17 protein-coding genes are annotated in these 23454 nt (G+C 73.6%); 15 read left to right on the top strand and 2 right to left on the bottom strand.

The window, feature by feature from the left end:
• Nucleotides 1–22 precede the first annotated feature (22 nt).
• On the top strand, nucleotides 23–2659 hold the full coding sequence (locus AB0O01_RS11035) for an immunoglobulin domain-containing protein (RefSeq protein ID WP_365312234.1): 2637 nt from the start codon (nucleotides 23–25) through the stop codon (nucleotides 2657–2659).
• Between the two features lie 87 nt (nucleotides 2660–2746).
• Here AB0O01_RS11035 and AB0O01_RS11040 read toward each other — a convergent pair whose 3' ends face one another.
• Complete coding sequence (locus AB0O01_RS11040) at nucleotides 2747–6115, bottom strand: CARDB domain-containing protein (RefSeq protein WP_365312235.1); 3369 nt, start codon at nucleotides 6113–6115, stop codon at nucleotides 2747–2749.
• 301 nt (nucleotides 6116–6416) lie between these two features.
• On the opposite strand from AB0O01_RS11040, the gene AB0O01_RS11045 reads away from it, so the two are divergent.
• From AB0O01_RS11045 to AB0O01_RS11055, 3 genes are all read left to right on the top strand, one after another.
• Nucleotides 6417–8822, top strand: coding sequence for a phosphoketolase family protein (locus tag AB0O01_RS11045; RefSeq protein WP_365312237.1), 2406 nt, complete (start codon nucleotides 6417–6419; stop codon nucleotides 8820–8822).
• A 578-nt stretch (nucleotides 8823–9400) separates the two neighbouring features.
• Nucleotides 9401–10372 carry an alpha-L-glutamate ligase gene (locus tag AB0O01_RS11050; protein ID WP_365312238.1) on the top strand — a complete coding sequence of 324 codons (972 nt, stop codon included), beginning with the start codon at nucleotides 9401–9403 and terminating at the stop codon, nucleotides 10370–10372.
• Nucleotides 10373–10460: 88 nt separating this feature from the next.
• Nucleotides 10461–11486, top strand: a complete 1026-nt coding sequence (locus tag AB0O01_RS11055) for an alcohol dehydrogenase catalytic domain-containing protein (RefSeq protein ID WP_365312240.1) — start codon at nucleotides 10461–10463, stop codon at nucleotides 11484–11486.
• Between the two features lie 7 nt (nucleotides 11487–11493).
• On the opposite strand, the gene AB0O01_RS11060 is transcribed toward AB0O01_RS11055, so the two are convergent.
• Nucleotides 11494–12000, bottom strand: a complete 507-nt coding sequence (locus AB0O01_RS11060; RefSeq protein WP_365312241.1) for a cupin domain-containing protein — start codon at nucleotides 11998–12000, stop codon at nucleotides 11494–11496.
• A gap of 154 nt (nucleotides 12001–12154) precedes the next feature.
• Here AB0O01_RS11060 and AB0O01_RS11065 point away from each other — a divergent pair, with 154 nt between their 5' ends.
• The 11 genes from AB0O01_RS11065 (at nucleotide 12155) to ssuE (ending at nucleotide 23412) form a co-directional block, all read left to right on the top strand.
• On the top strand, nucleotides 12155–12601 hold the full coding sequence (locus tag AB0O01_RS11065) for an Rrf2 family transcriptional regulator (RefSeq protein ID WP_365312243.1): 447 nt from the start codon (nucleotides 12155–12157) through the stop codon (nucleotides 12599–12601).
• Nucleotides 12598–13509 carry a DsbA family protein gene (locus AB0O01_RS11070; protein WP_365312244.1) on the top strand — a complete coding sequence of 304 codons (912 nt, stop codon included), beginning with the start codon at nucleotides 12598–12600 and terminating at the stop codon, nucleotides 13507–13509. Before AB0O01_RS11065 ends, AB0O01_RS11070 begins: the two co-directional genes overlap by 4 nt.
• 591 nt (nucleotides 13510–14100) lie before the next feature.
• Complete coding sequence (locus tag AB0O01_RS11075) at nucleotides 14101–15678, top strand: ABC transporter substrate-binding protein (protein ID WP_365312246.1); 1578 nt, start codon at nucleotides 14101–14103, stop codon at nucleotides 15676–15678.
• 34 nt (nucleotides 15679–15712) lie between these two features.
• The gene (locus AB0O01_RS11080) at nucleotides 15713–16747 is read left to right on the top strand and encodes an ABC transporter permease (protein WP_365312248.1); all 1035 of its coding nucleotides are present in this window, start codon (nucleotides 15713–15715) and stop codon (nucleotides 16745–16747) included.
• A gap of 4 nt (nucleotides 16748–16751) precedes the next feature.
• Nucleotides 16752–17633, top strand: a complete 882-nt coding sequence (locus AB0O01_RS11085) for an ABC transporter permease (protein ID WP_365312249.1) — start codon at nucleotides 16752–16754, stop codon at nucleotides 17631–17633.
• Complete coding sequence (locus AB0O01_RS11090) at nucleotides 17633–18640, top strand: ABC transporter ATP-binding protein (protein ID WP_365312250.1); 1008 nt, start codon at nucleotides 17633–17635, stop codon at nucleotides 18638–18640. Before AB0O01_RS11085 ends, AB0O01_RS11090 begins: the two co-directional genes overlap by 1 nt.
• On the top strand, nucleotides 18637–19500 hold the full coding sequence (locus AB0O01_RS11095) for an ABC transporter ATP-binding protein (RefSeq protein WP_365312252.1): 864 nt from the start codon (nucleotides 18637–18639) through the stop codon (nucleotides 19498–19500). Before AB0O01_RS11090 ends, AB0O01_RS11095 begins: the two co-directional genes overlap by 4 nt.
• A gap of 64 nt (nucleotides 19501–19564) precedes the next feature.
• Entirely contained in the window at nucleotides 19565–20914 is a 1350-nt protein-coding gene (locus AB0O01_RS11100; RefSeq protein WP_365312254.1) for an NtaA/DmoA family FMN-dependent monooxygenase, read from the top strand.
• Nucleotides 20914–21951 carry an LLM class flavin-dependent oxidoreductase gene (locus tag AB0O01_RS11105; protein ID WP_365312255.1) on the top strand — a complete coding sequence of 346 codons (1038 nt, stop codon included), beginning with the start codon at nucleotides 20914–20916 and terminating at the stop codon, nucleotides 21949–21951. Before AB0O01_RS11100 ends, AB0O01_RS11105 begins: the two co-directional genes overlap by 1 nt.
• Nucleotides 21952–21958: 7 nt before the next feature.
• Nucleotides 21959–22774, top strand: coding sequence for an alpha/beta hydrolase (locus AB0O01_RS11110; RefSeq protein WP_365312257.1), 816 nt, complete (start codon nucleotides 21959–21961; stop codon nucleotides 22772–22774).
• Nucleotides 22775–22848: 74 nt separating this feature from the next.
• Entirely contained in the window at nucleotides 22849–23412 is a 564-nt protein-coding gene (gene ssuE, locus AB0O01_RS11115) for an NADPH-dependent FMN reductase (protein ID WP_365312259.1), read from the top strand.
• Nucleotides 23413–23454: the final 42 nt, after the last annotated feature.

The raw sequence follows: 23454 nt of genomic DNA on the forward strand, positions 1-23454 counted from the left end.
ATCCAGCCACGAGGAACCCGCCATGACTGACGAAACCCGTCCGGACACCCCCGCCAGAGGCGCCCGGCTGCGGCGGCCCGCCGCGCTCATCGGCTCGGCCGCGCTGATCGCCGCCGGGGCCACCGCCGTCACCCTCGGCCCGCCCGCCCAGGCCGCCGACACCCCGCGCACCGGCCTCGGCAAGGACGGCCAGAAACTCACCGTCTCCGCCTCCGCCCACCTCGACCCGGACGGCGAGACCCTCCGCGTCACCGGCGAGGGCTACGACGCCACCAAGGGCCTGTATGTCGCCCTGTGCAAGGACAACGGGGACAACCGCATCCCCACGCCCTGCCTCGGCGGCGCCGACCAGACCGGCGGCAGCGGCTCCTCCAAGTGGATCGTCCCGCCCGGCGACCCCAACGAAGGCGACCTCACCGAGACCTGGGGCACGGGCGGCACCTTCGACGTCCAGCTCGACATCGAGGCCAAGGACGGCGGCCTGGACTGCACCCAGGTCACCTGCTCGGTCATCACCCGCGTCGACCACCGTGCCGCCGGTGACCGCTCCCAGGACGTCCGGATCCCCGTCACCTTCGAGGGCCAGGACCCCGGCGGCCCCGGCGACGGCGACGGCGTCGACGTCCCCGCCGGGACCGTCAGCTATGTCCGGGCCGCCGAGTACGGCACCGCGGGCCAGCCCAACGATCTGCTGCTGCACCCCGACTCCGGGAAGCTGTATGTCGGTTCGAACAACATCCCCGACACCGCCGACGTCAACGAGGCCGGACTGTACGTCCTCGACCCCGCCGACGGCCGGGTCCGCAGCCATGTCGCCCAGGCGCCCAGCTCCACCGGGGTGCTCGCGCCCCGCAACGTCCAGCGTCTCGCCGGGCCGCTCGCCGGGGACGGCGTCGTCTTCCAGTACCCGGTGCGCGGCATCGGCTCCGCCAAGGACGGCGACACCGCCGCCACCGGCTTCTGGCCGGCCGGTGCCGCCGTCAACGGCATCGCGCCCGGCACCGCCGCCGCCACCGTCTTCGTCGCCCAGGGCACCACCCTCTCCGAGATCGAGCACGCCACCGGCACCGTCCGCCGCTCGGCCACCCTGGACGGCACCGGCGAACTCGCCACCGACAACGCCCGCCAGGCGCTCTGGGCCGCCGACTACACGACGAAGAAGCTGCGCCGGATCGACACCCGCACCCTGGAGGTCACCGCCACCGCCGACCTCACCTCGGACCTGGTGGCCTTCGTCAGCGTCCACCCCGCCACCGGCAACGTCTGGGTCGGCACCGGCTACGACGTCCTCGTGTACGACAAGGACGGCACCCTCCTCACCACCCTCACCGGCAAGGACCGCCCCACCGCGCTCGCCTTCGACGCGACGACCGGCGAGGCGTTCGTGCTGCGCGAGGACTACGGCAGCGCCGAGGACGGCGCCGACAACACCGGCTCGCTCGACGTCCACTCCGCCACCACCTTCGCCAGGGCCGCCGAGTCCCTCGCCCTGCCCGGCAGCCGCGCCGGGGCGTACGCGGGCATCGCGGTCACCCCGGGCGCGGGCACCGTCTTCGTCACCAGTACCGCGGAGAGCGAGGTGCTCCGGCTGGAGCGCCGGATGTCCCCGAAGGTGACCCAGGCCCCCACCGACCAGACCGCCGCCCCGGACGCGCCGGTCACCCTGGTCGCCGCCGCCGAGGGCACCCCGGCGCCCACGGTCCGCTGGCAGGTCAGCCCCGACGGCGGCCAGACCTGGACCACCGTCGAGGGCGCCACCGAGAACGCCTACCGCTTCACCGCCCGGCTCGCCCAGAACGGCTACCGCTACCGCGCCGAGTTCACCAACTCCGCCGGAACCACCCGCACCACCCCCGTCACCCTCACCGTCGAGGCACCCGACGACGGGGGCGACGACGGCGGAGGCGACGGCGGCGACCAGGACCCGTCGGGCACCCGCACCGGGACCGGGCCCGAGGGGCAGAAGCTCACCGTCACCCCGGTCAACCATCTGGCCCTGGAGGACCAGAAGCTCACCGTCACCGGCTCCGGCTACGACACCGACAAGGGCATCTACGCCGCCCTGTGCGTCGACAACGGGCCCGGCGAACTCCCCAGCCCCTGCGTCGGCGGCGTCGACATGACCGGCACCTCCCACTCCTCCGCCTGGATCTCCTCCAACCCGCCGGACTACGGCCAGGACCTGGCGATCCCGTACGGCACCGGCGGCACCTTCGAGGTGGAGCTGACCGTGGACGCCAAGGACGAGTTCACCGACTGTTTCAAGGTCACCTGCGTCCTCGCCACCCGCGCCGACCACACCCTCTCCGGCGACCGCAGCCAGGACGTCAAGGTGCCGGTCGCCTTCACCGGCCAGGACCCGGTGGACACCGACCCCGACGACGGCGGCGACACGGGCGGCGGGGACACGGGCGGGGGTGACACGGGTGGGGGTGACACCGGCGGCGGCTCCACGGGCGGCGGCGCGTCCGGCGGTTCGACCGGCGGTACCTCCGGCGGCGGCACGTCCACCTCCGGGGGCGGCACGACCGCCACCGGCGGCGGCAGCCTCGCCTCCACCGGCGCCACCGTCGGCACCGCCGCCGCGCTGGCCGCGCTCCTCACGGCCACCGGCTGGTACGTCCACCGCCGCGCCCGCGCCCGCACGGCAGCCGAGTAGGAACGAACCCGGGCGGCCCGCACCCAGGCGGGCCCGCACCCCGGAATCCGGAGTGCGGGCCCGCCGCCGTACGAGGGGGGAATCCGCCTACTGGTTGATCACGAACTGCGATCCCGGCTGGACCACGATGTTGCCGTCCGCCGAGTTGGTGATCGTCACATTCGACAGGGTGGCCGTGCCCCGGGCCCCGCTCATGGCGAGGATCCCGGCCCCGTTGTTGGACTTGTCGATGACGACGTTGGAGATCTGCGCGGTCACCGTGCCACCGCCGGTCTTGAACTGGATGCCGTCGTACGTCGAGTCATGGATCTCGGTGTCCCTGATCACGACCCCGGGGATGCTCTGCCCCTGGGCGAACAGGGTGATCGCCCCGAACTCCTGGTCCTCGTTCCAGAACGCCCCGCCCGTGCGGTACAGCCCGTTGTTGGCGATCAGGGTCTGTCCGGAGAAGGGCAGCGGATCGTGGTCGGTGGCCAGCATGATGCCGGGGTAATTCATGGTGTCGGAGATCAGGTTGTTCTCGATGGTGTTGTCATAGCCTCCATAGACCGCGATGCCGTTGGCCCGCCAGGGCAACTGGATGGTGTTGTTGCGGAAGGTGTTGTCGTGGCCGATGTCCACGGACTGGTCCTTGACGTACTTGTTCGCCCAGACGGCGAGCGCGTCGTCACCGGTGTTGCGGAAGGACGAGTTCTCCACCGTCGAATTGCGGGTGCCGTTGGAGAAGTTGATGCCGTCCGCGTAGGTGTTGCGGATCCGCATGCCGGAGAACTCCAGCCCGTCCGCCGGACCCCACAGCTCGGGGATGTTGTCGTAGTCGCGGCCGACCCACACCCCGACATTGGCGTGCTCGATCCAGACATTGCTGATCTTGGTGCCGGTGCCGAACCGGCCGTTCAGCCCGACCCCGCCCTCGGCGCCGCCGTCGCCGCCCCGGATGGTGCCCGAGCCGAAGATCGCGATGTCCGAGATCTGGGTGTTCTTGTCGATGTCGAAGCCGAAGTTGCCCTCGTGCGGATGGTTGATGCCGCCCGCCTGGTGGGGCGGGGTGAGGGTGTAGAGCTGCGAGTGCCACATACCGGCGCCCCGGATGGTGACATTGCTGATGCCGACCTGGTTGTACTGGCCCCGGTTCTGCGGGTCGTCGGTCAGGATCTTCTGCTCCTGGCGCCACTGGCCCGCCGGGATCCAGACACAGCCGATCTGCCCGTTCTGGTCGGCGGTCACCGCCCGCTGGATGGCGTCCGTGTCGTCCAGACCGTCATTGGGCACGGCCCCGTACTGGGTGATCGAGACACAGCCGGACGGCTGCTGGGTGGGCGGCGCCACCTGCTCCAGATTGATCAGGTCGATGATGTAGAAGGCCGCGGTGTCCCCGGAGTCCCGCTGGAGCCGGAACTTGGTGCCCGCCGGGTAGCTCTGCGCCAGCAGCGCGTTGGACTCGTCGAAGAGCCTGCGCGCGTCGGTCGCCGGGGTGTTGGACAGCCCCTCCGGGTCGTCCGTGGTGCCGTACAGCCAACTGTACTTGGACGACAGGTTCAGCTTGCGGACGAAGGTGCCGTTGGCGTACAGGCTCAGGGTCGCCTCGGCCCCGCCGCCGCCCGCCGCGTCCGGGATGGAGTTGCGCACGACGAGGGAGTTGGCGGCGCTGGTGGAGGTGAACTCCACATACTGGCCGGTGGTGTTGAGCCGTACCGACTTGCGGCCGGAGGACTCGGTGGCGAAGTTGGTGTGCCCGAACGTCCGCTCCTGGTCCGCCGTCAGCAGGGTGCCGTTGTGGGCGGCGTTCTCCGCCTCGTACTCGATGTAGGGCACCGCCGCGCCCCGGCCGACCACGATCGAGCGGGAGTAGACGTTGTTGCCCTCGTTGGTCTCGGCGACGGTGTTGGTGGCGTCGGCGGTGGCGGTGAGCACGGCCGCGCCGCTGGTCGCCGTCCAGGTGCCGCTGATCGCGACCTCGGCGGTGGCGCCCGCCGCGATCGACGGGGCGGTGCCGTTGAGGGTGGTCGAACCGGCGGTGACCCGGGTGACCGTACCGGCCGCGACGGCCGTGGTGCCCCGGTTGTGCACCGACACGGTGAAGGAGACGGCGGCACCGGCCGCCGGGCTGGACGGGTTGGTGGCGATGGCGCGGACCTCCAGGTCCGGGCCGGGGCTCTGGCCGACGGTCAGCTTGGAGGCTGCCGTACGGCTGTTGTTGGTGTTGTCGAGTTCCGGCACGGTGTCCGTGGGGTCGACCACCGCCGAGACGGTGTAGCTGCCCATCGGCCGCTTGCCGAGGGTGACCGGCACGGTCGTCTGGGCGCCTGCGGCGAGCGCGGCCACCGAGGCGCTGCCCGCGACCGTGCCGTCCAGGCTGACGTTCACCGTGGAGGCCGGGGAGGCGGCGGTGCCCGCGTTGCGCACGGTGACCTGGGCGGTGACGGTGTCCGACTCGCTGGGTGACGCCGGGCTCCAGGTCAGCTCGTTCACCACCAGGTCCGGGTTGGGCGCGGCGGTGCCGATGACCTCGAACTCGGCGGCCTGGGCACCGTAGCCGCTGCTGTTGGCGGTGTAGGTGAGCCGGACATCGGCGTAGCGGCCGGTGACCGGGATGGTGACGGTGTTGGCGTTGGAGGCGGGGTTGAAGGTGTAGTCGGCGCGGGCCTTGACCGAGGTGAACGCCGTCGATCCCTGGGCCCGGCCGAGCACCTCGATGCTCTGGGTCCGGGTCGCCCAGGCCGCGTCCGGGTTGAGCTTGACGACGACGCCCGACAGATCGGCGTTCGCGCCCAGTTCGACGGTGAGGGAGGCGGGCTGGCCGCTGGACTCCCAGTAGGTGCCCACTTGGCCGTCGTTGGCGTTGGCCGCGACGAAGGAGTGGATCGTGGAGGTGGCGGTGATCGGCTTGCCCCGGGCCAGATTGGTCCCGTTGACCGGCGGCTCACCGGGGTCCGGGTCGGTGCCGTAGACCTCCAGGGCGGAGAGCTGGGCCGCGTTCCAGCCGGTGTTGGCGGTCACCAGGACCCGTACGTAGCGCACGGTGCGGGCGGTGAAGTCGACGGTCACCGTGTTGGCGGCGGCCGGGTCGAAGCGGCGGGCCGCGGAGGCGGACAGGGCGGAGAAGGTGGAGCCGTCCGTGCTGCCCTCGACGGCCAGCGTCTGGGTCCTGGCCCCCCAGGACGACGGGAGCTTCAGGACCGCCTGGTTCACCTCGACCGCGCTGCCCAGGTCGACGCGGACCCAGCTCGGGAACGACCCGGCCGGGCCCTCCCAGTAGCTCGCCTGGCTGCCGTCGGTGACGTTCGCGGCCGGATAGCCGCCGTTCGCGCCGCTGGCGGTGGCGCTCTTGCCCAGGGCGATGTCGGGGCCGGCGGCCACCGCGGCGGCGGCGGTGCCGGGTTGCAGGCCGAAGGCGACCAGCGCGGCCAGGATCAGGCCGGTGATCGTCCGCAGACCGTGTCTTTTCCGTCTCATGGCGTCCTCGTTCCATGGCGGGGGACGACGGGGGGAGGGGTGGCGCTGGAGCTGTTGTCCGGAACTACCGGGGCGGAGTTGGGATTTTGCGTGAATCCATCGCAAGTTTGCGCGGCTTGGGTGACAGATTTCTGGCCGGGTTGACTTTTGTCAATGGCATGGACACGAAGAGGTGTCAGAAGGCAGGTGGGGAGGGGTGGCGCGCGGTATCCGCGGAATCGGGTGAAGGTGGGGGAGTGGCCGTGCCTGCCTGTGACGGCTGTGCCGCAGGCCCGGCCCGCCGCCCCCGAAGGGATCCGTGATGCCCGCAGACCCCCACCAGCACCCGGCGCGGCCCACCGCCGACGACCCCCGCCCCCTCACCGACGACGAGGTGCGCCTCCTCGACGCGCACTGGCGGGCCGCCAACTACCTCGCCGTCGGCCAGATCTATCTGCTGGCCAACCCGCTGCTCACCGAACCCCTGCGCCCCGAGCACATCAAGCCACGGCTGCTCGGCCACTGGGGCACCTCACCCGGCCTCACCCTCGTCCACACCCACCTCAACCGGGTCATCAGGGCCCGTGACCTGGACGCCCTGTGCGTCTGGGGCCCCGGGCACGGCGGCCCCGCCGTGGTGGCCGGTTCCTGGCTGGACGGCTCGTACACCGAGGTCTATCCGGACGTCACCCGGGACGCGGCGGGCATGGCCCGGCTCTTCCGGCAGTTCTCGTTCCCCGGCGGGGTGCCCAGCCATGTCGCCCCCGAGACCCCCGGCTCGATCCACGAGGGCGGCGAACTCGGCTACTCCCTCTCCCACGCCTACGGCGCCGCCTTCGACAACCCGGACCTGCTCGTCACCTGCGTGATCGGCGACGGCGAGGCCGAGACCGGGCCGCTGGCCGCCTCCTGGCACTCCACCGCCTTCCTCGACCCCGTCCACGACGGCGCCGTCCTGCCGGTCCTGCACCTCAACGGCTACAAGATCGCCAATCCCACCGTCCTCGCCCGCATCGACGAACCCGCGCTGGACGAGTTCCTGCGCGGCCACGGCCACGCCCCGCTGCACGTCACCGGCGACGACCCCGCCACCGTCCACCGCGATCTCGCCGCCGCGCTGGACACCGCCCTCGACCGGATCGCCGCCATCCAGCGCGCCGCCCGCGAGGACGGCTCCACCGAACGCCCGCGCTGGCCGGTGATCGTGCTGCGCACCCCCAAGGGCTGGACCGGCCCCGCCGAGGTCGACGGCCTCCCGGTGGCGAACACCTGGCGCGCCCACCAGGTCCCGCTGTCCGCCGTCCGCGACAACCCGGCACACCGCCGCCAACTGGAGGAATGGCTGCGCTCCTACCGCCCCGGCGAACTCTTCGACGCCGACGGCCGCCCCCGCCCCGACGTCCTCGCCCTCATCCCCGAGGGCACCCGCCGCCTCGGCGCCACCCCGCACGCCAACGGCGGCCTCCTGCTGCGCGAACTCCCCCTGCCGCCCCTCGACACCTACGCCGTCGAGGTCGCCCGGCCCGGCGCCATCCTGCACGAACCCACCCGGGTCCTCGGCCGGCTGCTGGAGCACGTCATGGCGGCCACCGCCGACCGGCGCGACTTCCGCCTCGTCGGCCCCGACGAGACCGCCTCCAACCGCCTCGACGCCGTCTACGCCGCCTCCGGCAAGGCGTGGCAGGCCGAAGTCCTGCCCGTGGACGAACACCTCGACCGGCACGGCCGGGTCATGGAGATCCTCTCCGAACACACCTGCCAGGGCTGGCTGGAGGGCTATCTCCTCACCGGCCGCCACGGCCTGTTCTCCTGCTACGAGGCGTTCGCCCACATCGTCGACTCCATGGTCAACCAGCACATCAAATGGCTGCGCGTCACCCGCGCCCTGCCCTGGCGCGCCCCCGTCGCCTCCCTCACCTACCTCCTCACCTCCCATGTCTGGCGCCAGGACCACAACGGCTTCTCCCACCAGGACCCCGGCTTCGTCGACCACATCCTCAACAAGAGCCCCGAGGTCGTACGGGTCTACCTCCCCCCGGACGCCAACACCCTGCTGTCGGTGGCCGATCACGCCCTGCGCAGCAAGGACTACGTCAATGTGATCGTGGCCGGAAAACAACCCTGCTTCGACTGGCTCCCCATGGACGAGGCCCGCGCCCACTGCGCCCGCGGCGCCGGGATCTGGGAGTGGGCCGGCACCGAGGACGGCGGCCTGCCCGACGCCGTCCTGGCCTGCGCCGGAGACGTCCCCACGCAAGAGGTCCTCGCCGCCGCGCGACTCCTGCGCACCGAACTGCCCGGCCTCGCCGTCCGGGTCGTCAACGTCGTCGACATCGCCCGGCTGCTCCCCGCGGGCGAACACCCGCACGGCATGACCGACTTCGAGTACGACGGCCTGTTCACCGCCGACAAGCCGGTGATCTTCGCCTACCACGGCTACCCCTGGCTGATCCACCGCCTCGCCTACCGGCGCACCGGCCACGCCCAGCTCCATGTCCGCGGCTACAAGGAGATCGGCACCACGACCACCCCCTTCGACATGGTCGTCCGCAACGACCTCGACCGCTACCGGCTGGTCATGGACGTCATCGACCGCGTCCCCGGCCTCGCCGTCCGCGCCGCCGCCGTACGCCAGCGGATGGCGGACGTCCGGCTGCGCCACCACGACTGGATCCGCCGCCACGGCACGGATCTCCCGGAGGTGACCGACTGGACCTGGGACGGGTGAGTGCTGCGGCACGGGTCCCCCGGACGTCACCGACTGGACCTGGGACGGGTGAGTGCTGCGGCACGGGTCCCCCGGACGTCACCGACTGGACCTGGGACGGGTGAGTGCTGCGGCACGGATCTCCCGGACCTCACCGACTGGACCTGGCACGGCTGAGCCCGCGGCACGGGTCCCCCCGAGGTCACCGACCGGACCTCGGACACCCCCTGACCCCGCGACACCACCGCCGCACCCCCACCGCGTACCCCGGCGCACGGGCGGGGCGCGAGGCGCAGAGCCGGGAGCAGAGGGCGGGGGCGCTGTGCGCCCTGTCACGCCCCGGCGCCGGGCGCCTACAGTGTGTCGCCCAGCCCTGCGGACCCGCCCGGCAGGGCCGAGCCCCATGAGAAGGGCCCCCGCCCCACCAGTACGGTCACCGGCCCCGCCGACCCGGACCCCACACCGGGTACCGGCCAGGGCGGCGAGCGACGGACGCCGGTGGCCGCGCGTGTCAGGCACCACCCGTGAGAGCGCCCGGCCGCCGCGCAGTCGGAACTGCGCGGCTCCACCGGCGCGCCCCGAAGCCGCTGGAGGCTGCTGTGTCCCGACCGTGCGTCGCCCTCGTCACCGATCCCACCTCGCCCGAAGGCTGCGGCGATGTCCTCGCCGCGGCGGTGGAGCAGCTCACCGGCCTGCCCCCGGTGCGGATCGACTCCCGGCACTTCGCCACCGGCGGCACCGGCCGCGCCGTCCCCTCCGGGAACCGGCTGCGGCTGACCGTCCCCGACGCGCCCACCGGGGTGGAACCGGACGTGGTGGTCCTGTACGAGATCCCGCCGCACACCCGCCACACCCTGGCCGGGTTCCAGCGCCTGCTGGAGCGCCACGACGCGGTCACCCTGGGCACCGGGGTCGCCGCCTGGCGCACGGCCACCGAGAAGAACCTCACCGTCGAGCGCTTCCAGCGCGACGGCATCGCCCACATGGAGACCACCGTCCTGTCCCGGCCCAGCCCCCAGGAGGCCGCCGCGGCCTTCGAGAAGCTCGGCGGGGACGTCTGGGCCCGCCCGGTGATCGGCACCGGCGGCCACGACACCTTCCATGTCACCGACCTCGACCGCCTGGAGCAGGTCCGCGCCTTCTACGCCGGGCGCGGCACCGACTGGATGCTGTCCCGGGACGCCGGGAACATCACCGCCGACGGGGCCCGCCACCAGTTCCGGGTCTTCGTGCTGCACGGCCGGGTGGTGCACGCCCGTGAGCATCTCCAGCCCCGGCCCGACCAGCCCTGCAACACCAGCCAGGGCGCCACCGCCGTCTTCATCGAGCCCGCCGCCCTGGACCCCCGGCTCACCGAACTGGCCGTCGCCGCCACCGCCTCGATGGGTCTGCCGTTCGCCGGGGTCGACCTGGCGATCGAGCAGGGCGGGGTGGTCTTCGAGGTCAATGTCCAGCCCGCCTTCATCCCGGGCGAACTCGACAAGGCCGCCGTCCCGTACATCGAGGCCCATCTGAGCGCCCTGGCCGCCCGCTCCGGCGCAACGGCCACCGAATCCGAACCGCGACCCTGACTCCGCCCGAGTTGTCGCCCGCGGACACAGTGGTCATCCTCGAAGAAGGCACGCCCGTGTCGCACAGGGCCGTGGTGGAGGACTGAGGATGAGCACCTACCGGGTCGCCCAGGTGACCGCCCCGAACGGCGCCTTCGCACTCACCGAGCGGGAGATCCCCGACCCGCCCCCCGGGCACGTCAGGATCGCCGTGGAGGCGTGCGGTGTCTGCCACAGCGACGCCGCCTTCGTGGCGGGGGCGCTGCCCGGTGTCACCTTCCCCGAGGTGCCGGGGCACGAGATCGCCGGACGCGTGGCGGCCCTGGGCGAGCGGGCCGCGGAGTACGGCTGGGCGGTCGGCGACCGGGTCGCGGTCGGCTGGTTCGGCGGGAGCTGCGGCCACTGCGTCCCCTGCCGCTCGGGCGACTTCATCGTCTGCCGGGAACTGAAGGTCCCGGGCTGGGCCTACGACGGCGGCTTCGCCGAGCAGGTGATCGCCCCCGTCGACGCCCTGGCCCGGATCCCCGACGCCCTCACGGCCGCCGACGCCGGGCCGATGGCCTGCGCCGGGGTGACCGTCTTCAACGGGCTGCGGCGCAGCTCCGCCCGGTCCGGGGACCTGGTCGCGGTCCTCGGGCTCGGCGGCCTCGGGCATCTGGCGGTGCAGTACGCCGTCGCCATGGGCTTCGAGACCGCCGCCCTCGCCCGGGGCCCGCAGAAGGCCGACTTCGCGAAGCGACTGGGCGCGCACCACTACCTCGACACCACCGGCGCCACCCCGCCCGGCGAGGCGCTGGCCGCGCTGGGCGGGGCCCGGGTGGTGCTGGCCACCGCGGGCAGCTCGGAGGCGATCACCGCCGTCGTCCCCGGGCTCGCGCCGCGCGGTGAACTCGTCGTCATCGGCGCGGACACCGCCCCCCTCGGCATCAGCCCGGCCGACCTGATCTTCAAGGCGTACGTCCTGCGCGGCCACCCCTCGGGCACCGCCCAGGACGTGGCCGACACCATGGCCTTCAGCGTCCTGCACCACATCCGCCCGATGACCGAGACCGTGCCGCTCGCGGACGTCGGCGACGCCTTCGCGCGGATGCTCTCCGGTCAGGCCCGCTTCCGGATGGTGCTGACCACCGGCTGAGGCCCCGTCAGTTGCCGTTGGCGGGCAGGGCGTACAGCTCCGGCAGATTGACCACGATCGCCTCCTGCGTGGAGCGCGCGATCACCACCACCGCCTCCTCGGCCGGATCCGGGTTCTCCTCGCGGTGCGGGACGAAGGGCGGGACGAAGATGTAGTCGCCGGGCGAGGTCCGCAGCCGCACCTCCTCGCCGCCGTCCCCGGTGCCGTCGAGGAACACGAACTCCGGGTGCCCGCTGACCACATAGATGGCCGTCTCGGACTCGCCGTGATGGTGGTCGGAGGACGAGGTGGACGGGGCGACATGGGTCTGGCCCATCCACAGCTTCTCCGACCCGACCGCCCGGCCGCTCACCGCCGCGAACCTGCGCATGCCCCCGGTCTGGGCGGTGTCACCGTCGAGCGCGTCGGCGCGGATGTGGTGCAGCCGGGTGCTCAGGGGCGCCACCGGCTCCGGGGGAGTGCCGGGCAGATGGGGGTGGAAGCCTTCGCCGGGAAGGGTCACGGGCTCGCTCATGGCTGGCGACGCTAGGCGCGGTCCGTAAAGGACGTCAAGAGGTGTCCATTCTCGTTCACCTGCGGCAATGTTCCCGCAATGAAGCGGTACGGCCACCGCGAGGATGGCCGGGCGACGCCCCTGCGACGGCCGCCCGGTCGGGCATGATGGGGTGATGCATATCTCCGCGAAGGCGGACTACGCCGCACGGGCGTTGCTGGAACTCGCCCGCGAACCGGACCGCCCGCTCACCTGTGAGGCCATCGCCTCCGCACAGCAGATCCCGTTCCGCTTCCTGAAATCCGTCGTCGGCGAGTTGCGCAGAGCGGGCCTGGTCCGCAGCCAGCGCGGCTGCGAGGGCGGCTACTGGCTCGGCCGCCCCGCCGACACCATCACCCTGCTCGACGTCTCCCGCGCCGTGGACGGCGAACTGCTCACCCTGCGCGGCGAGACCCCCGGCGCGCTCGCCTACCCCGGGGCCGCCACCCGGCTCCCCGGCATCTGGCGGCGGATCGAGGCCGAGGCCGCCGCGATCCTCGGCGGGGTGACCGTCGCCTCCCTGCTCCCCGAGGACGGGGCCGCCGACCGGGACCGGCCGCTGAGCCGGCAGGGCGCGGCGTGAGCGCCCCACCCGGGCCGCCGCCGCTCGAAGTGGTCGAGTACACCGACCCGTTGTGCCCCTGGGCCTGGGGCGCGGAACCCGTCTTCCGGAAGCTGCGCGCCGCCGTCGCCGGACGGGCCGTCTGGCGCCGGGTGTTCTGCGTCCTCTTCGACGACGATGACGACCCCGCCCCCGACCCCGCCGCCGAGACCGCCTGGTACGCCCGGTACGTCGAGGAGATCGCCACCCACACCGGCGCCCCGCGCGCCCTCCGGCTGGACCGGGTCGCGGCGAGTTCCTGGCCGGCCTCCCTGGTCGCCAAGGCGGCCGAACTCCAGGGCCCCGAGATCGCCGACCGGGTCCTGCGCCGGCTGCGGGAGACCGTGTTCGTGCTGGGCAGCCCCGCGGACACGCTGCCCGCCGCCCTCGCCGCCACCACCGGATGCCGGGCCCTGGACCTCGCCCGGCTCACCGCCGACGCGGCCTCCGACCGGGTCCGCGAGGGCGTCCGGGCCGACCGCGCCGAGGCCCGCAGACCCGTCCCCGAGGCACACCGACCGGCCCCCGGCGCCTCGCCCCACCCGGGCACCGCCAAGGAGACCCCCGACGGCGGCTTCCGCTACGCCCTGCCCACCCTCCTCGTCCGGTCCGGCCGCACCCACCGGGTGGTCCCCGGCTGGCGCCCGTACGAGGAGTACGCGGCGGCCGTCGGCGCGCTCGCCCCGCCCCCGCCGCCCACCCCGCCCCGACTGCCCGCCGGCCGGGCCCTGGAGCACTACCGCAGCCTCACCGACCCCGAGCGCCGGACGCTGACCCGCGGCGCCTGGCCGCCCGCCGGGGCCGTCCGGATCGACACCGCGAACGCCCCCCTGTGGCTGCACCCCGAGGAGGCCGCCGTGCACCCGGCGACCACCCCCGCGCCCGGCTGACACCGCGCGCCGACCCCGCGCCGAACCGCCCGCCCACCGGCCCCCGCACCCCCGGCGCCGGAACGACGGCGACGGCGACCGGGCCCGTCCCGCCCCGTGAGCCATCAAGACGACCGGGCCCGTCCCGCCCCATGAGACATCAAAAGGTGTCCATTGACAGACGGCGAGAACCGGCCCCAGGATTGCCGCATGCTCACGACGCACCCCGGTGTGGTGTGCCGCTACGTGGACCTGCGGCGCACCTGTAGCGCTCTCTGTCGCTGACCCGCCCCCGTCCCACCGCCCACGGCTCCCGCGGCCCCTCGGCCGACCTTCCCGCAGCCGTGCCGCTCCCGCCGTACCGCGCCCCTGAGCGCGCCCGTTCCGGCAACCCCTGACGCGGTGTCCGCCGTCCTCCCGGTCCCGCCCGGACCGGTCCCGCGTACCGCCGACGCCGTCCACCCCGCCCCCGGCGCACCCCGAACCGTGCGCCGACCCGTGCCCCCGTCCGTGCCCCGACGCATGCCGCTGCCGCCGTGCGCCGGTGCCGCGGTGTGCCGGTCCCGGGGTCCACCGCCCCGCACCGGGGCGCACCCTCGCAGAAAGAAACCCATGCCCGTACGTCTGCTCCAGCGCCGTCCCGCCCCCGCCCCCGCGACCCCCTCCCGCCGCCGCACCCTGCGCTCCACCGCGCTCGGCGCCGCCCTGCTCACCGTGCTCGTCCCCGCGCTCAGCGCCTGCGGCGGCGAGGCCGGCGCCGGTACCGGCACCGCCACCCTCAAGTGGACCTCGTCCTACTTCCCCACCCACTGGGACCCGGTGGTCAGCGGCAGCGGCGCCCAGTTCCGCGAACTCGCCCTGGTCTACGCCTCGTTGACCCGCACCGACGAGAACGGCACCGCGGTGCCCGACCTGGCCGAGAGCTGGGAGTACAACGACACGGGCGACGAGATCACCTTCCACCTCCGCCCCGGCCTCACCTTCAGCGACGGTGAACCCGTCGACGGCGCCGCCGTCAAGGCGGCCATCGAGCGGGCCAAGGAACAGAAGAACTCCGCCCTCTTCGGCGACCTCACCTCCATCGAGTCCGTGACCGCCGACGGACTCGACGCCACCGTCCACCTCACCCAGGTCGACTACCAGATCCCCCAGCTCCTCGGACAGCGGGTGCTCCAGATCGCCAGCCCCAAGGCGGCGGCGGACCCGGAGAAACTGGACCAGCAGCCCATCGGCGCGGGCCCCTTCACCGTGACCCAGCTCGTCCCCGGCACCAAGGTCGTCCTGAAGAAGAACCCGGAGTACTGGGACGCCGAGAACATCCATATCGACCAGGTCGAGCTGACCTCCGCGCCCGACGCCGCCACCGTCGTCAACGGACTGCGCACCGGCGTCTACAACTTCGCCGACATCGACCCCAGCCAGGCCGAGGCCGCCGAGGACGCCGGACTCGCTGTCTTCGTCCAGCCCGGCTTCAACGCCTCCAACCTCAGCCTGAACATCAACAAGGCCCCCTTCGACAACCCCGATGTCGTCGACGCCGTACGGCACGCCGTCAACCGCGAGGAGTTCGTCGACAAACTCACCTTCGGCTACGGCGAGGTGACGGACCAGCCCTTCCCCAAGGGCTATGTGGCCTACGACCCCGAGTCCGAGAACGCCTACCCCTACGACCCGGAGAAGTCCCGGCAGCTCCTCGCCGACGCGGGCTACGACAGCGGCGAGATCACCCTCGACCTGGTCATCCCGGCCGAGGACCCGCAGGCGGAGATCGTCCAGTCCCAGCTCGCCGCCGTCGGGATCACCGTCGACATCACGATCGACAAGAACTGGGCCACCCCGTTCTTCGCCAAGGACCTCACCTTCTCCCTCTACGGCACCACCGGACGCGACTCCGCCGTCCAGACGCTCACCGCCCACTTCGGCCCCGACGGACCCCTGAACCTCAGCTCGCCCCATGAGCCCGCCGGTTTCGCCGACGCCGTCGCCAAGGTCCGCCAGACCCCCCTGGACGCACCCGACTACGAGGCCAGTCTCCAGGCCGCCACCCGCGCCGGACTCGCCAGCCGCGCCCTGGTCTTCACCTACTCGCAGCCCAACCTCATCGCCAAGAGCAGCACCATCTCCGACCTGCCCAAGAACCCCGCCCACATCGACTGGACCGGCGTCACCATCTCCGGCGCCACCGGCTGACACCCCGTCCACCCCCCCGAGAAAGGAGGAGCACATGACGACGACCGAGGCGCGGGCGGCCACCCCGCCCCGCCCCGCTCGCAGGCCGGGCACGGCCCGCGCCCGCAGAGTCCTCGGCCGGGTCCTGGCCACTCTCGCCCGGTCGGTCGCGATCTTCGTACCGGTGTTCCTGGTCGCCACGTTCGTGACCTTCGCCCTGCGCTCGCTCAGCGGCCTCAGCCCCGCCCGCATCCAGCTCGGCGAACAGGCCACCCCCGAGGCCATCGCCCGCGTCGAGGCCGAATGGGGCCTGGACCGGCCGTTCCTGGTCCAGTACGGCGACTGGCTCGCCGGGGTGTTCCAGGGCCAGTTGGGCGTGAGCTGGACCAATGGCGCCGACATCTCCACCCTCATCGGCCTCGGCCTGGGTGTCAGCCTCTCGGTCGCCACCCTCGCCCTGCTCATCGGCGTGAGCGCGGGCTTCGCCCTCGGCACCCTCGCCGCGCTGCGCCGCACCACCTGGATCGACCGGGCCGTCACCGGCTTCGTCACGGTCATCTCGGTGATGCCGCCGTTCGTCGTCGGGATCGTGCTGGTGGCGGTGTTCGCGGTCGGCCTCGGCCTCTTCCCGTCCGCCGGATACGTCCCCGCCGCCGACGGACTCGGCCCCTGGCTCGCCCACATCACCCTGCCCGCCATCGCCCTCAGCTTCGATGTGATCGCCGATGTCGCCCGCCAACTGCGCGGCAGCCTGGTCGCCGCGTACCGGGAGAACTACGTGACCGGCGCGATCGTCCGAGGGCTCAGCCCCCGGCGGATCTTCTTCGGCCATGTCCTGCGCAACGGACTCGGCCCCGCGCTCGCCACCCTCGGCCTGAAGTTCCCCGCCCTCGTCGGCGCCTCCGTCGTCACCGAGTGGATCTTCGGCCTCCAGGGCTTCGGCCGCTTCGCCAACGACTCCGCCCAGGCCGGGGACGTCCCCGCCGTCCAGGGCGTCCTGGTGGTGTCCATCGCCCTGGTCGTCGCCTTCAACCTCGTCGTCAACCTGGTGCTGGCCCGGGTCACCCCGGCCGCCCAGAGGGGGGTGTGACCCCGTGTTCCGCCGTGTCCTCGCCCTGCCGTCGGGCCGGATCGCCACCGGCATCCTCGCCGCCGTCGCCCTGCTGGCCCTGCTCGGCCCGCTGCTCGCCCCGCAGGACCCCCTCGCCACCAGCGACCAGGTGCTCGCCCCGGTGTCCACCGGGCACTGGCTCGGCACCGACTACCTCGGCCGCGATGTCCTCAGCCGCCTCCTGGACGGCTCCCGCCTCAGCGTCCTCGGCGCCCTCGAAGTCGCCGTCACCGCACTGGTCGTGGGGACCGTGCCCGGAGTGCTCTCCGTCTACTGGGGCCGCACCTTCGAGTGGGTCACCCTGCGGCTGGCCGACACCCTGGTGGCGCTGCCGTTCCTGCTGTTCGCGGTCGCCGTGATCGCGCTCCTCGGCAACGGCCTCACCCAGGCCATGCTGGTCACCGGCGTCCTGGTGGCGCCGCTGTTCTACCGGGTCTCCCGCGCCGCCACCCTCACCGTCGCCCGCTCCCCGTACGTCGAGGCCGCGCTGCTGTCCGGGGCCTCGGTCGGCCGGGTGGTGCGCAGGCACGTGGCGCTCAAGGTGCTGCCGCCGATCGCGGTCGCCCTCGCCCAGACCATCGGCGTCGGCTTCGTCATCGTCTCCAGCCTGACGTTCCTCGGCATCGGCGTACAGCCACCCGACCCCACCTGGGGCGGGCTCCTCGCCTCCGACCTCGGCTATCTCGCCCAGCGGCCCTGGGCACCGGTGGCCCCCGCCCTCCTCATCATGGCCACGGTCTGGGCGAGCAACCTCCTCGCCGACGCCGTCCGCGATGTGTCGGGCGAGGCGGGCCGGGCCCTGCTGGCGGGCCGCGCGGCCCGCGCGGAGCGGGCGCGGTCCGCGGCGACCGGAGGGGGTGCGTGATGGCGACGACGACCGTCCCGGACGAGATCGTCCCCGACCGGACCACGCGGCCGGTGTCCCCGGGGGAGCCTGCTCCGGCCGCTCCCGAGGGGACCCCCGTCCCGGGCGCCGAGGAACGAAAGGGCGCCCCGAACCCCGAAGGCGCCCCCGTTCTCGCCCTCCGCGATGTCCGTATCCGCGACCGTCTCACCGGCCACGACACCGTCCACGGCGTCGGATTCACCCTCACCCCCGGCCGGGTGGTCGGCATCGTCGGCGAGTCCGGCAGCGGCAAGACCCTCACCTGCCGGGCGGCCCTCGGCATCCTGCCCGAGCGGTTCGAGATCGCCGGGGGAACCATCGAACTCGCCGGCAGCGACATCGCCGGACTCAGCCCCGCCCGCTGGACCGAGCTGCGCGGCACCACCATCGCCGCCGTCTTCCAGGACCCCGCCTCCTACCTCAACCCCTCGCTGCCGGTCGGCGCCCAGATCGCCGAGGTCGTCCGGGTCAAGAAGAAGGCGTCCCGGCGGGCCGCCCGCCGCCGCGCCCTCGAACTCCTCGCGGACGTCAGGCTGCGCGACCCCGAGCTGGTGTACGGGCAGTACCCGCACGAACTGTCCGGCGGCATGCTCCAGCGCGTCCTGATCGCCGCGGCCGTCGCCGCCGACCCCGCCGTCCTGATCGCCGACGAGGCCACCACCGCGCTCGATGTCACGGTCCAGGCCGAGATCCTCGACCTCCTCGCCGACCTGCGCGAACGCGCCGGGCTCGCCCTCGTCGTGGTCTCCCACGACCTGGCCGTCGTCGCCCAGCTCTGCGACGAGGTCCTCGTCATGCGCCACGGAGAGGTCGTCGAACAGGGCCCCACCGCCCAGGTCCTGCACACCCCGCGCCACCCCTACACCCGGCTCCTGGTCGACGAGCACGAGCAGTACGGCCTGGAGCAGTTCCTCGACCCCGCCCCGCAACCGGAATCCGGCCCCGCCGAACCCGAATCCGGCCCCGCCCCCGAGGAGACGCCGTGACCGAACGGCAGCCCCGCGAACAGCCCGCCACCGGCGACCCCCGCCCCGTCCTGGAGGTCTCCGGCCTGGAGGTCCACTACGGCCCCCGCCGGCGCCGCCGCCGCATCCTGCACGACATCGCCCTGACCGTCTCGCCCGGCGAGATCCTCGGCATCATCGGCGAGACCGGCTCCGGCAAGTCCACCCTCGCCCGGACCGTCCTCGGCCTGGTCCCCGCCACCGCCGGATCCATCGTCCTCGACGGCGAGGAGGTCACCTCCCACAGCCCCCGCCAGTGGCGCGACCTGCGCCGCCGGGGCGTGCTCCAATACGTCTTCCAGGACCCCCTGCGCAGTCTCGACCCCGATCTCACCGTCGCCGCCTCCCTGGCCGAACCGCTCCTCGTGCGGGGCGTGGCCGCCGCCGAGGCCGCCGCCCGCGCCCGGACCCAGCTCGCCCGGGTGCATCTGGACGGGGACCTGCTGGACCGGCTGCCCGGCGAGCTGTCCTGCGGGCAGCGCCAGCGCGTCGCCGTCGCCCGCGCCCTGGTCACCGCACCCCGGCTGATCATCCTGGACGAACCGGTCAGCGCCCTGGACGCCGCCAACCGCGTCCAGATCCTCACCATCCTCAAGGAACTGCGCGCGGCCGGGACCGCCCTCGTCTTCATCTCCCACGACCTCGGCTCGGTCGCCGGGACCGCCGACCGGATCGCGGTCCTGCACCGCGGCGAACTCGTCGAGACCGGCCCCGCCCGCGAGGTCGTGGCCCGCCCCCGGCACCCGTACACCCGCCTCCTGGTGCGCTCCGCGCCCACCCTGCGCGCGGCCCCCGCCGACCGCGCCGAACGCGAGGCACTCCGCGCCCTCCTGCACGTCTGACCAGCACCACCGACCACCCTGCCCCGCCCCGCCCGACCCCATCCCGCTTCGGAAGGACCCGCCCATGTCCCGCACCCTCCATCTCGCCCTGCACCCCTACGGAGTCGGCGGCCCCGGCCAGCACGGGCTGTGGAAGGACCCGCGCGTCGCGAAGAACGCCAGCATCGACATCCAGTACTACATCCGCCAGGCGCAGGCCGCCGAACACGCCCTGTTCGACGCCCTGTTCATCGTGGACAGCCAGTTCATCAACCACACCTACCCCGCCCACTACCTCAACCGGCTGGAGCCCCTCACCCTGCTCTCCGCCGTCGCCACCCACACCCGGCACCTCGGCCTCGTCGGCACCGCCAGCTCCACCTACAACTCCCCCTTCAACCTGGCCCGCCGCTTCGCCTCCCTGGACCACATCAGCGGCGGCCGGGCCGGCTGGAACGTGGTGACCAGCTTCGACACCGGCGCCGCCCGCAACTTCGGCCTCGACGAACACCTCGACTACGCCACCCGCTACGCCCGCGCCCTGGAGTTCGTCCAGGTCGCCCAGGGCCTGTGGGACTCCTACGAGGACGACGCCTTCCCGGCGGACGTGGCCCGCGACCTCTTCCTCGACCCGGACAAGCTGCACCGCCTCGACCACGAGGGCGAGCACTTCCGGGTGGCGGGCCCCCTCAACCTCTCCCGCTCCCCGCAGGGCCAGCCGGTGATCTTCCAGGCCGGGGTCTCCGAGGAGGGCCGCGACCTGGCCGCCCGGGTCGCCGAGGGCATCTACGCCCCCGGCGGCAGCCTCCAGCAGGCCCAGCGGTACTACGCCGACATCAAGTCCCGTACCGCCGCCCACGGCCGCGACCCCGAGCACATCAAGATCTTCATCCACGGCGGCCCGGTCGTCGCCGCCACCGACGGGGCGGCCCGCCGCCGCGAGCGGGAGATCTTCGAGGAGGACAACGACTTCGACCGCAATCTCGCCCTCCTCGGCCGCTCCTTCGGCGCCTACGACTTCGGCGCCCACGACCTGGACGCCCCCTTCCCCGACGTCGCCCACCTCGCCGAGAAGGGCGGGCGCACCGGCGCCGCCCAGCTCATCGCGCGCGCCCGCGCCGAGAACCTGACCCTGCGCCAGGTCGCCGGACTGGTGTCGGAGTTCCACGCCTCGCCGTTCGTCGGGGCACCGGAGACGGTCGCCGACACCATCGAGGAGTGGTTCCGGGCGGGCACCTTCGACGGCATCAACCTCGCCTTCCGCACCGAGGACGAGCTGACCCTGTTCGTGGACGGCGTCGTCCCGATCCTCCAGAAGCGCGGCCTGTTCCGCACCGAGTACACCGCCGACACCCTGCGCGGCAACCTGGGCCTGCCGGTCCCGGCCAACCGCTGGACCCGGGAGCGCCCCGCGCCCGACGGTGTCCCGGCCTGATGGGCGCACCCCGCCTGCGGCTCGGCTTCCTCACCCATGTGCAGGGCCGCGACCAGGACTTCGCTCGCGCCTACCGCGACGCCCAGGACCTGTTCGTCGCCGCCGACCAGCTCGGCTTCGACATCGGCTGGGTCGCCCAGCACCATGTGGCGCCGGGCGGCGGCGGACTCTCCTCGCCCTGGACCTTCCTCGCCCACGCCGCCGCCCGCACCCGCCGCATCCGGCTCGGCACCGCCGTCACCGTCCTCCCGCTGGAGGACCCGGTCCGGCTCGCCGAGGACATCGCCACCGTCGACATCCTCAGCGGCGGCCGGGTCGAGATCGGCGTCGGCAGCGGCTCCGGCACCCTGGAGTACACGGCCTTCGGCAAGGACCCCGACCGCAGACGCCGGCTCACCAGCGACCATCTCCGGGTGCTCCGCGCCGCCCTGTCCGGCGAGGAGGTCGGCGCCCCCGGCTTCCGTATCCAGCCGCCGCCCGCCGCCGGTCTCGCCGACCGGATCTGGCAGGGCGTTTTCAGCCCCACCGGCGCCGCCCACGCCGCCGCGGCCGGCTCCCACCTCCTCCTCAACCGCGCCGCCTACGGCCACGACGCCCCCACCGACGAGGTCCAGCGCCCCTGGGCGGACACCTACCTCGCCGCCTGGGACCGCCCCCACCGCCCCCGCGTCGGACTGTCCCGCTTCGTCTTTCCCGCCGAGGACCGCCGCACCGCCCTCGCCCACATCCGCGACGACGTCCACCGCGCCGCCCTGGCCATGGCCGGCCGGGGCACCCTCCCGCCCGGCCCGGGACCGGAGGAGGCCCTGCGCCGCTTCCACTGCTTCTACGGCCACCCCGAAGAGATCGTCACCGCGCTGCGGCGGGAGCGGGTGCTGCCCGTCGCCACCGACCTCATCACCCAGTTCAACCCGGCCGTCCTCGACCACGGCACCGCGCTCCGCGCCCTGGAACGCATCGCGACCGAGGTGGCCCCCGCCCTGGGCTGGAAACCCGCCACCGCCCCCGAACCCACCCCCCAGCGACCCGAGGAGTGAGCCCGACATGACGACCGACGCCACCCCCGCCCCGACCCCCACCGCCACCCCCGCCCCCACCGAGTACAGCGACCACCACGCCCCCGCCGGTCTGCGCACCCGCGGGACCGTCGTCGTGGTGCCCGGCCGGGGCGAGACCCGGGCGACCTACACCCGGCTGGCCCGGCGGCTGGCCGCCGACGCATACCGGGTCCGTGTGATCGACGCCCCCGAACCCGGCCTCGACCCCGCCGGATTCGCCCACCGGGTCACCGACGCCGCCGCGGGCACGGCGGGGGAGGAGGGGGTGGTCCGGCCGCTGGTGCTGCTGGGCGCCGACTCGGGAGCCCTCGCCGTCGCCGCCGTGCCGGACGGCGGCCCCGACGACGACCCCGCAGCCCTCCGCCCGGACGCCCTGGTCCTGGCCGGTCCGCCCGCCGCCCACCACACCGCCACGGCCACCGCCACCACCTGGGAACAGGAACTGGACCTCCGCACCTCCTGCCCCGCCCACCGCGGCACCCTCACCGAGGACACCGGAGTGCGCCGGGGCGCCCTCACCACCCCGCTCCCCGAGGCCCTGCTCACCGCCGCCCGGCAGGCCGAGCCGGAGGTGCCGGTGCTGCTGCTGGCCGGTGACGCCGACCCGCTCACCGACCACGAGACGCTCACCCACACCGCCAAGTCCCTGGCCCGCGCCCGGCTGGCGGTGGTCCGGGGCGCCCACCACGACGTCCTGAACGACCTCCAGCACCGCTCGGTGGCCGCCGAGATCGTCACCTTCCTGGAGACCGTGCGCAACGACCTGACCCCGCTGATCAGGGTGGAGTCCAGCGCCTGGTGACCCCCTGACCCCCTGAGCCACGCCACGCCCCGCCCCGCCCCGCTCCGTCCCTCTCCCCCTGAAAGGCCCTGCCCATGGCCACCGTCCTGTCCGTCTCCGGCAGCCCTTCCGCCACCTCCCGCACCGCCCGCCTCCTGCGCCACCTCGACGACCGTCTGCGCGGCCAGGGCCACGAGGTGACCACCCTGGACGTCCGCACCCTCCCCGCCGAGGCCCTGCTCGGCGCCGACTTCGGCCACCCCGCCATCACCGGGGCGGCGGCCCGGTTCGCGCGGGCGGACGGCATCGTCATCGGCACGCCCGTCTACAAGGCCGCCTACTCCGGACTCCTCAAGACGCTGCTGGACGTCCTGCCGCAGTACGCCCTCACCGGCAAGACGGTGCTGCCGCTCGCCACCGGCGGCAGCACCGCCCACGTCCTGGCCCTCGACTACGCGCTGCGCCCGGTGCTCAGCTCGATGGGCGCGGCGCACATCGTGCCGGGCTGGTTCACCGTCGACAAGGACATCAGCACGGCGGCCGACGGCACGACGACCCTGGCCCCGGCCCCCGCCGAGGCCCTGGCCCGGGTCACCGACCTGTTCTCGGCGGCCCTGGGCGGCCGGGTCACCGGCCACCTGGCGACCGTGGCGGTGTGACCGCCGCCCGGGCGCGGGGTCATCGGGCTCGGGCGCCCGGCG

Source organism: Streptomyces sp. NPDC093252 (assembly GCF_040683675.1).
Taxonomy (GTDB): Bacteria; Actinomycetota; Actinomycetes; order Streptomycetales; family Streptomycetaceae; genus Streptomyces.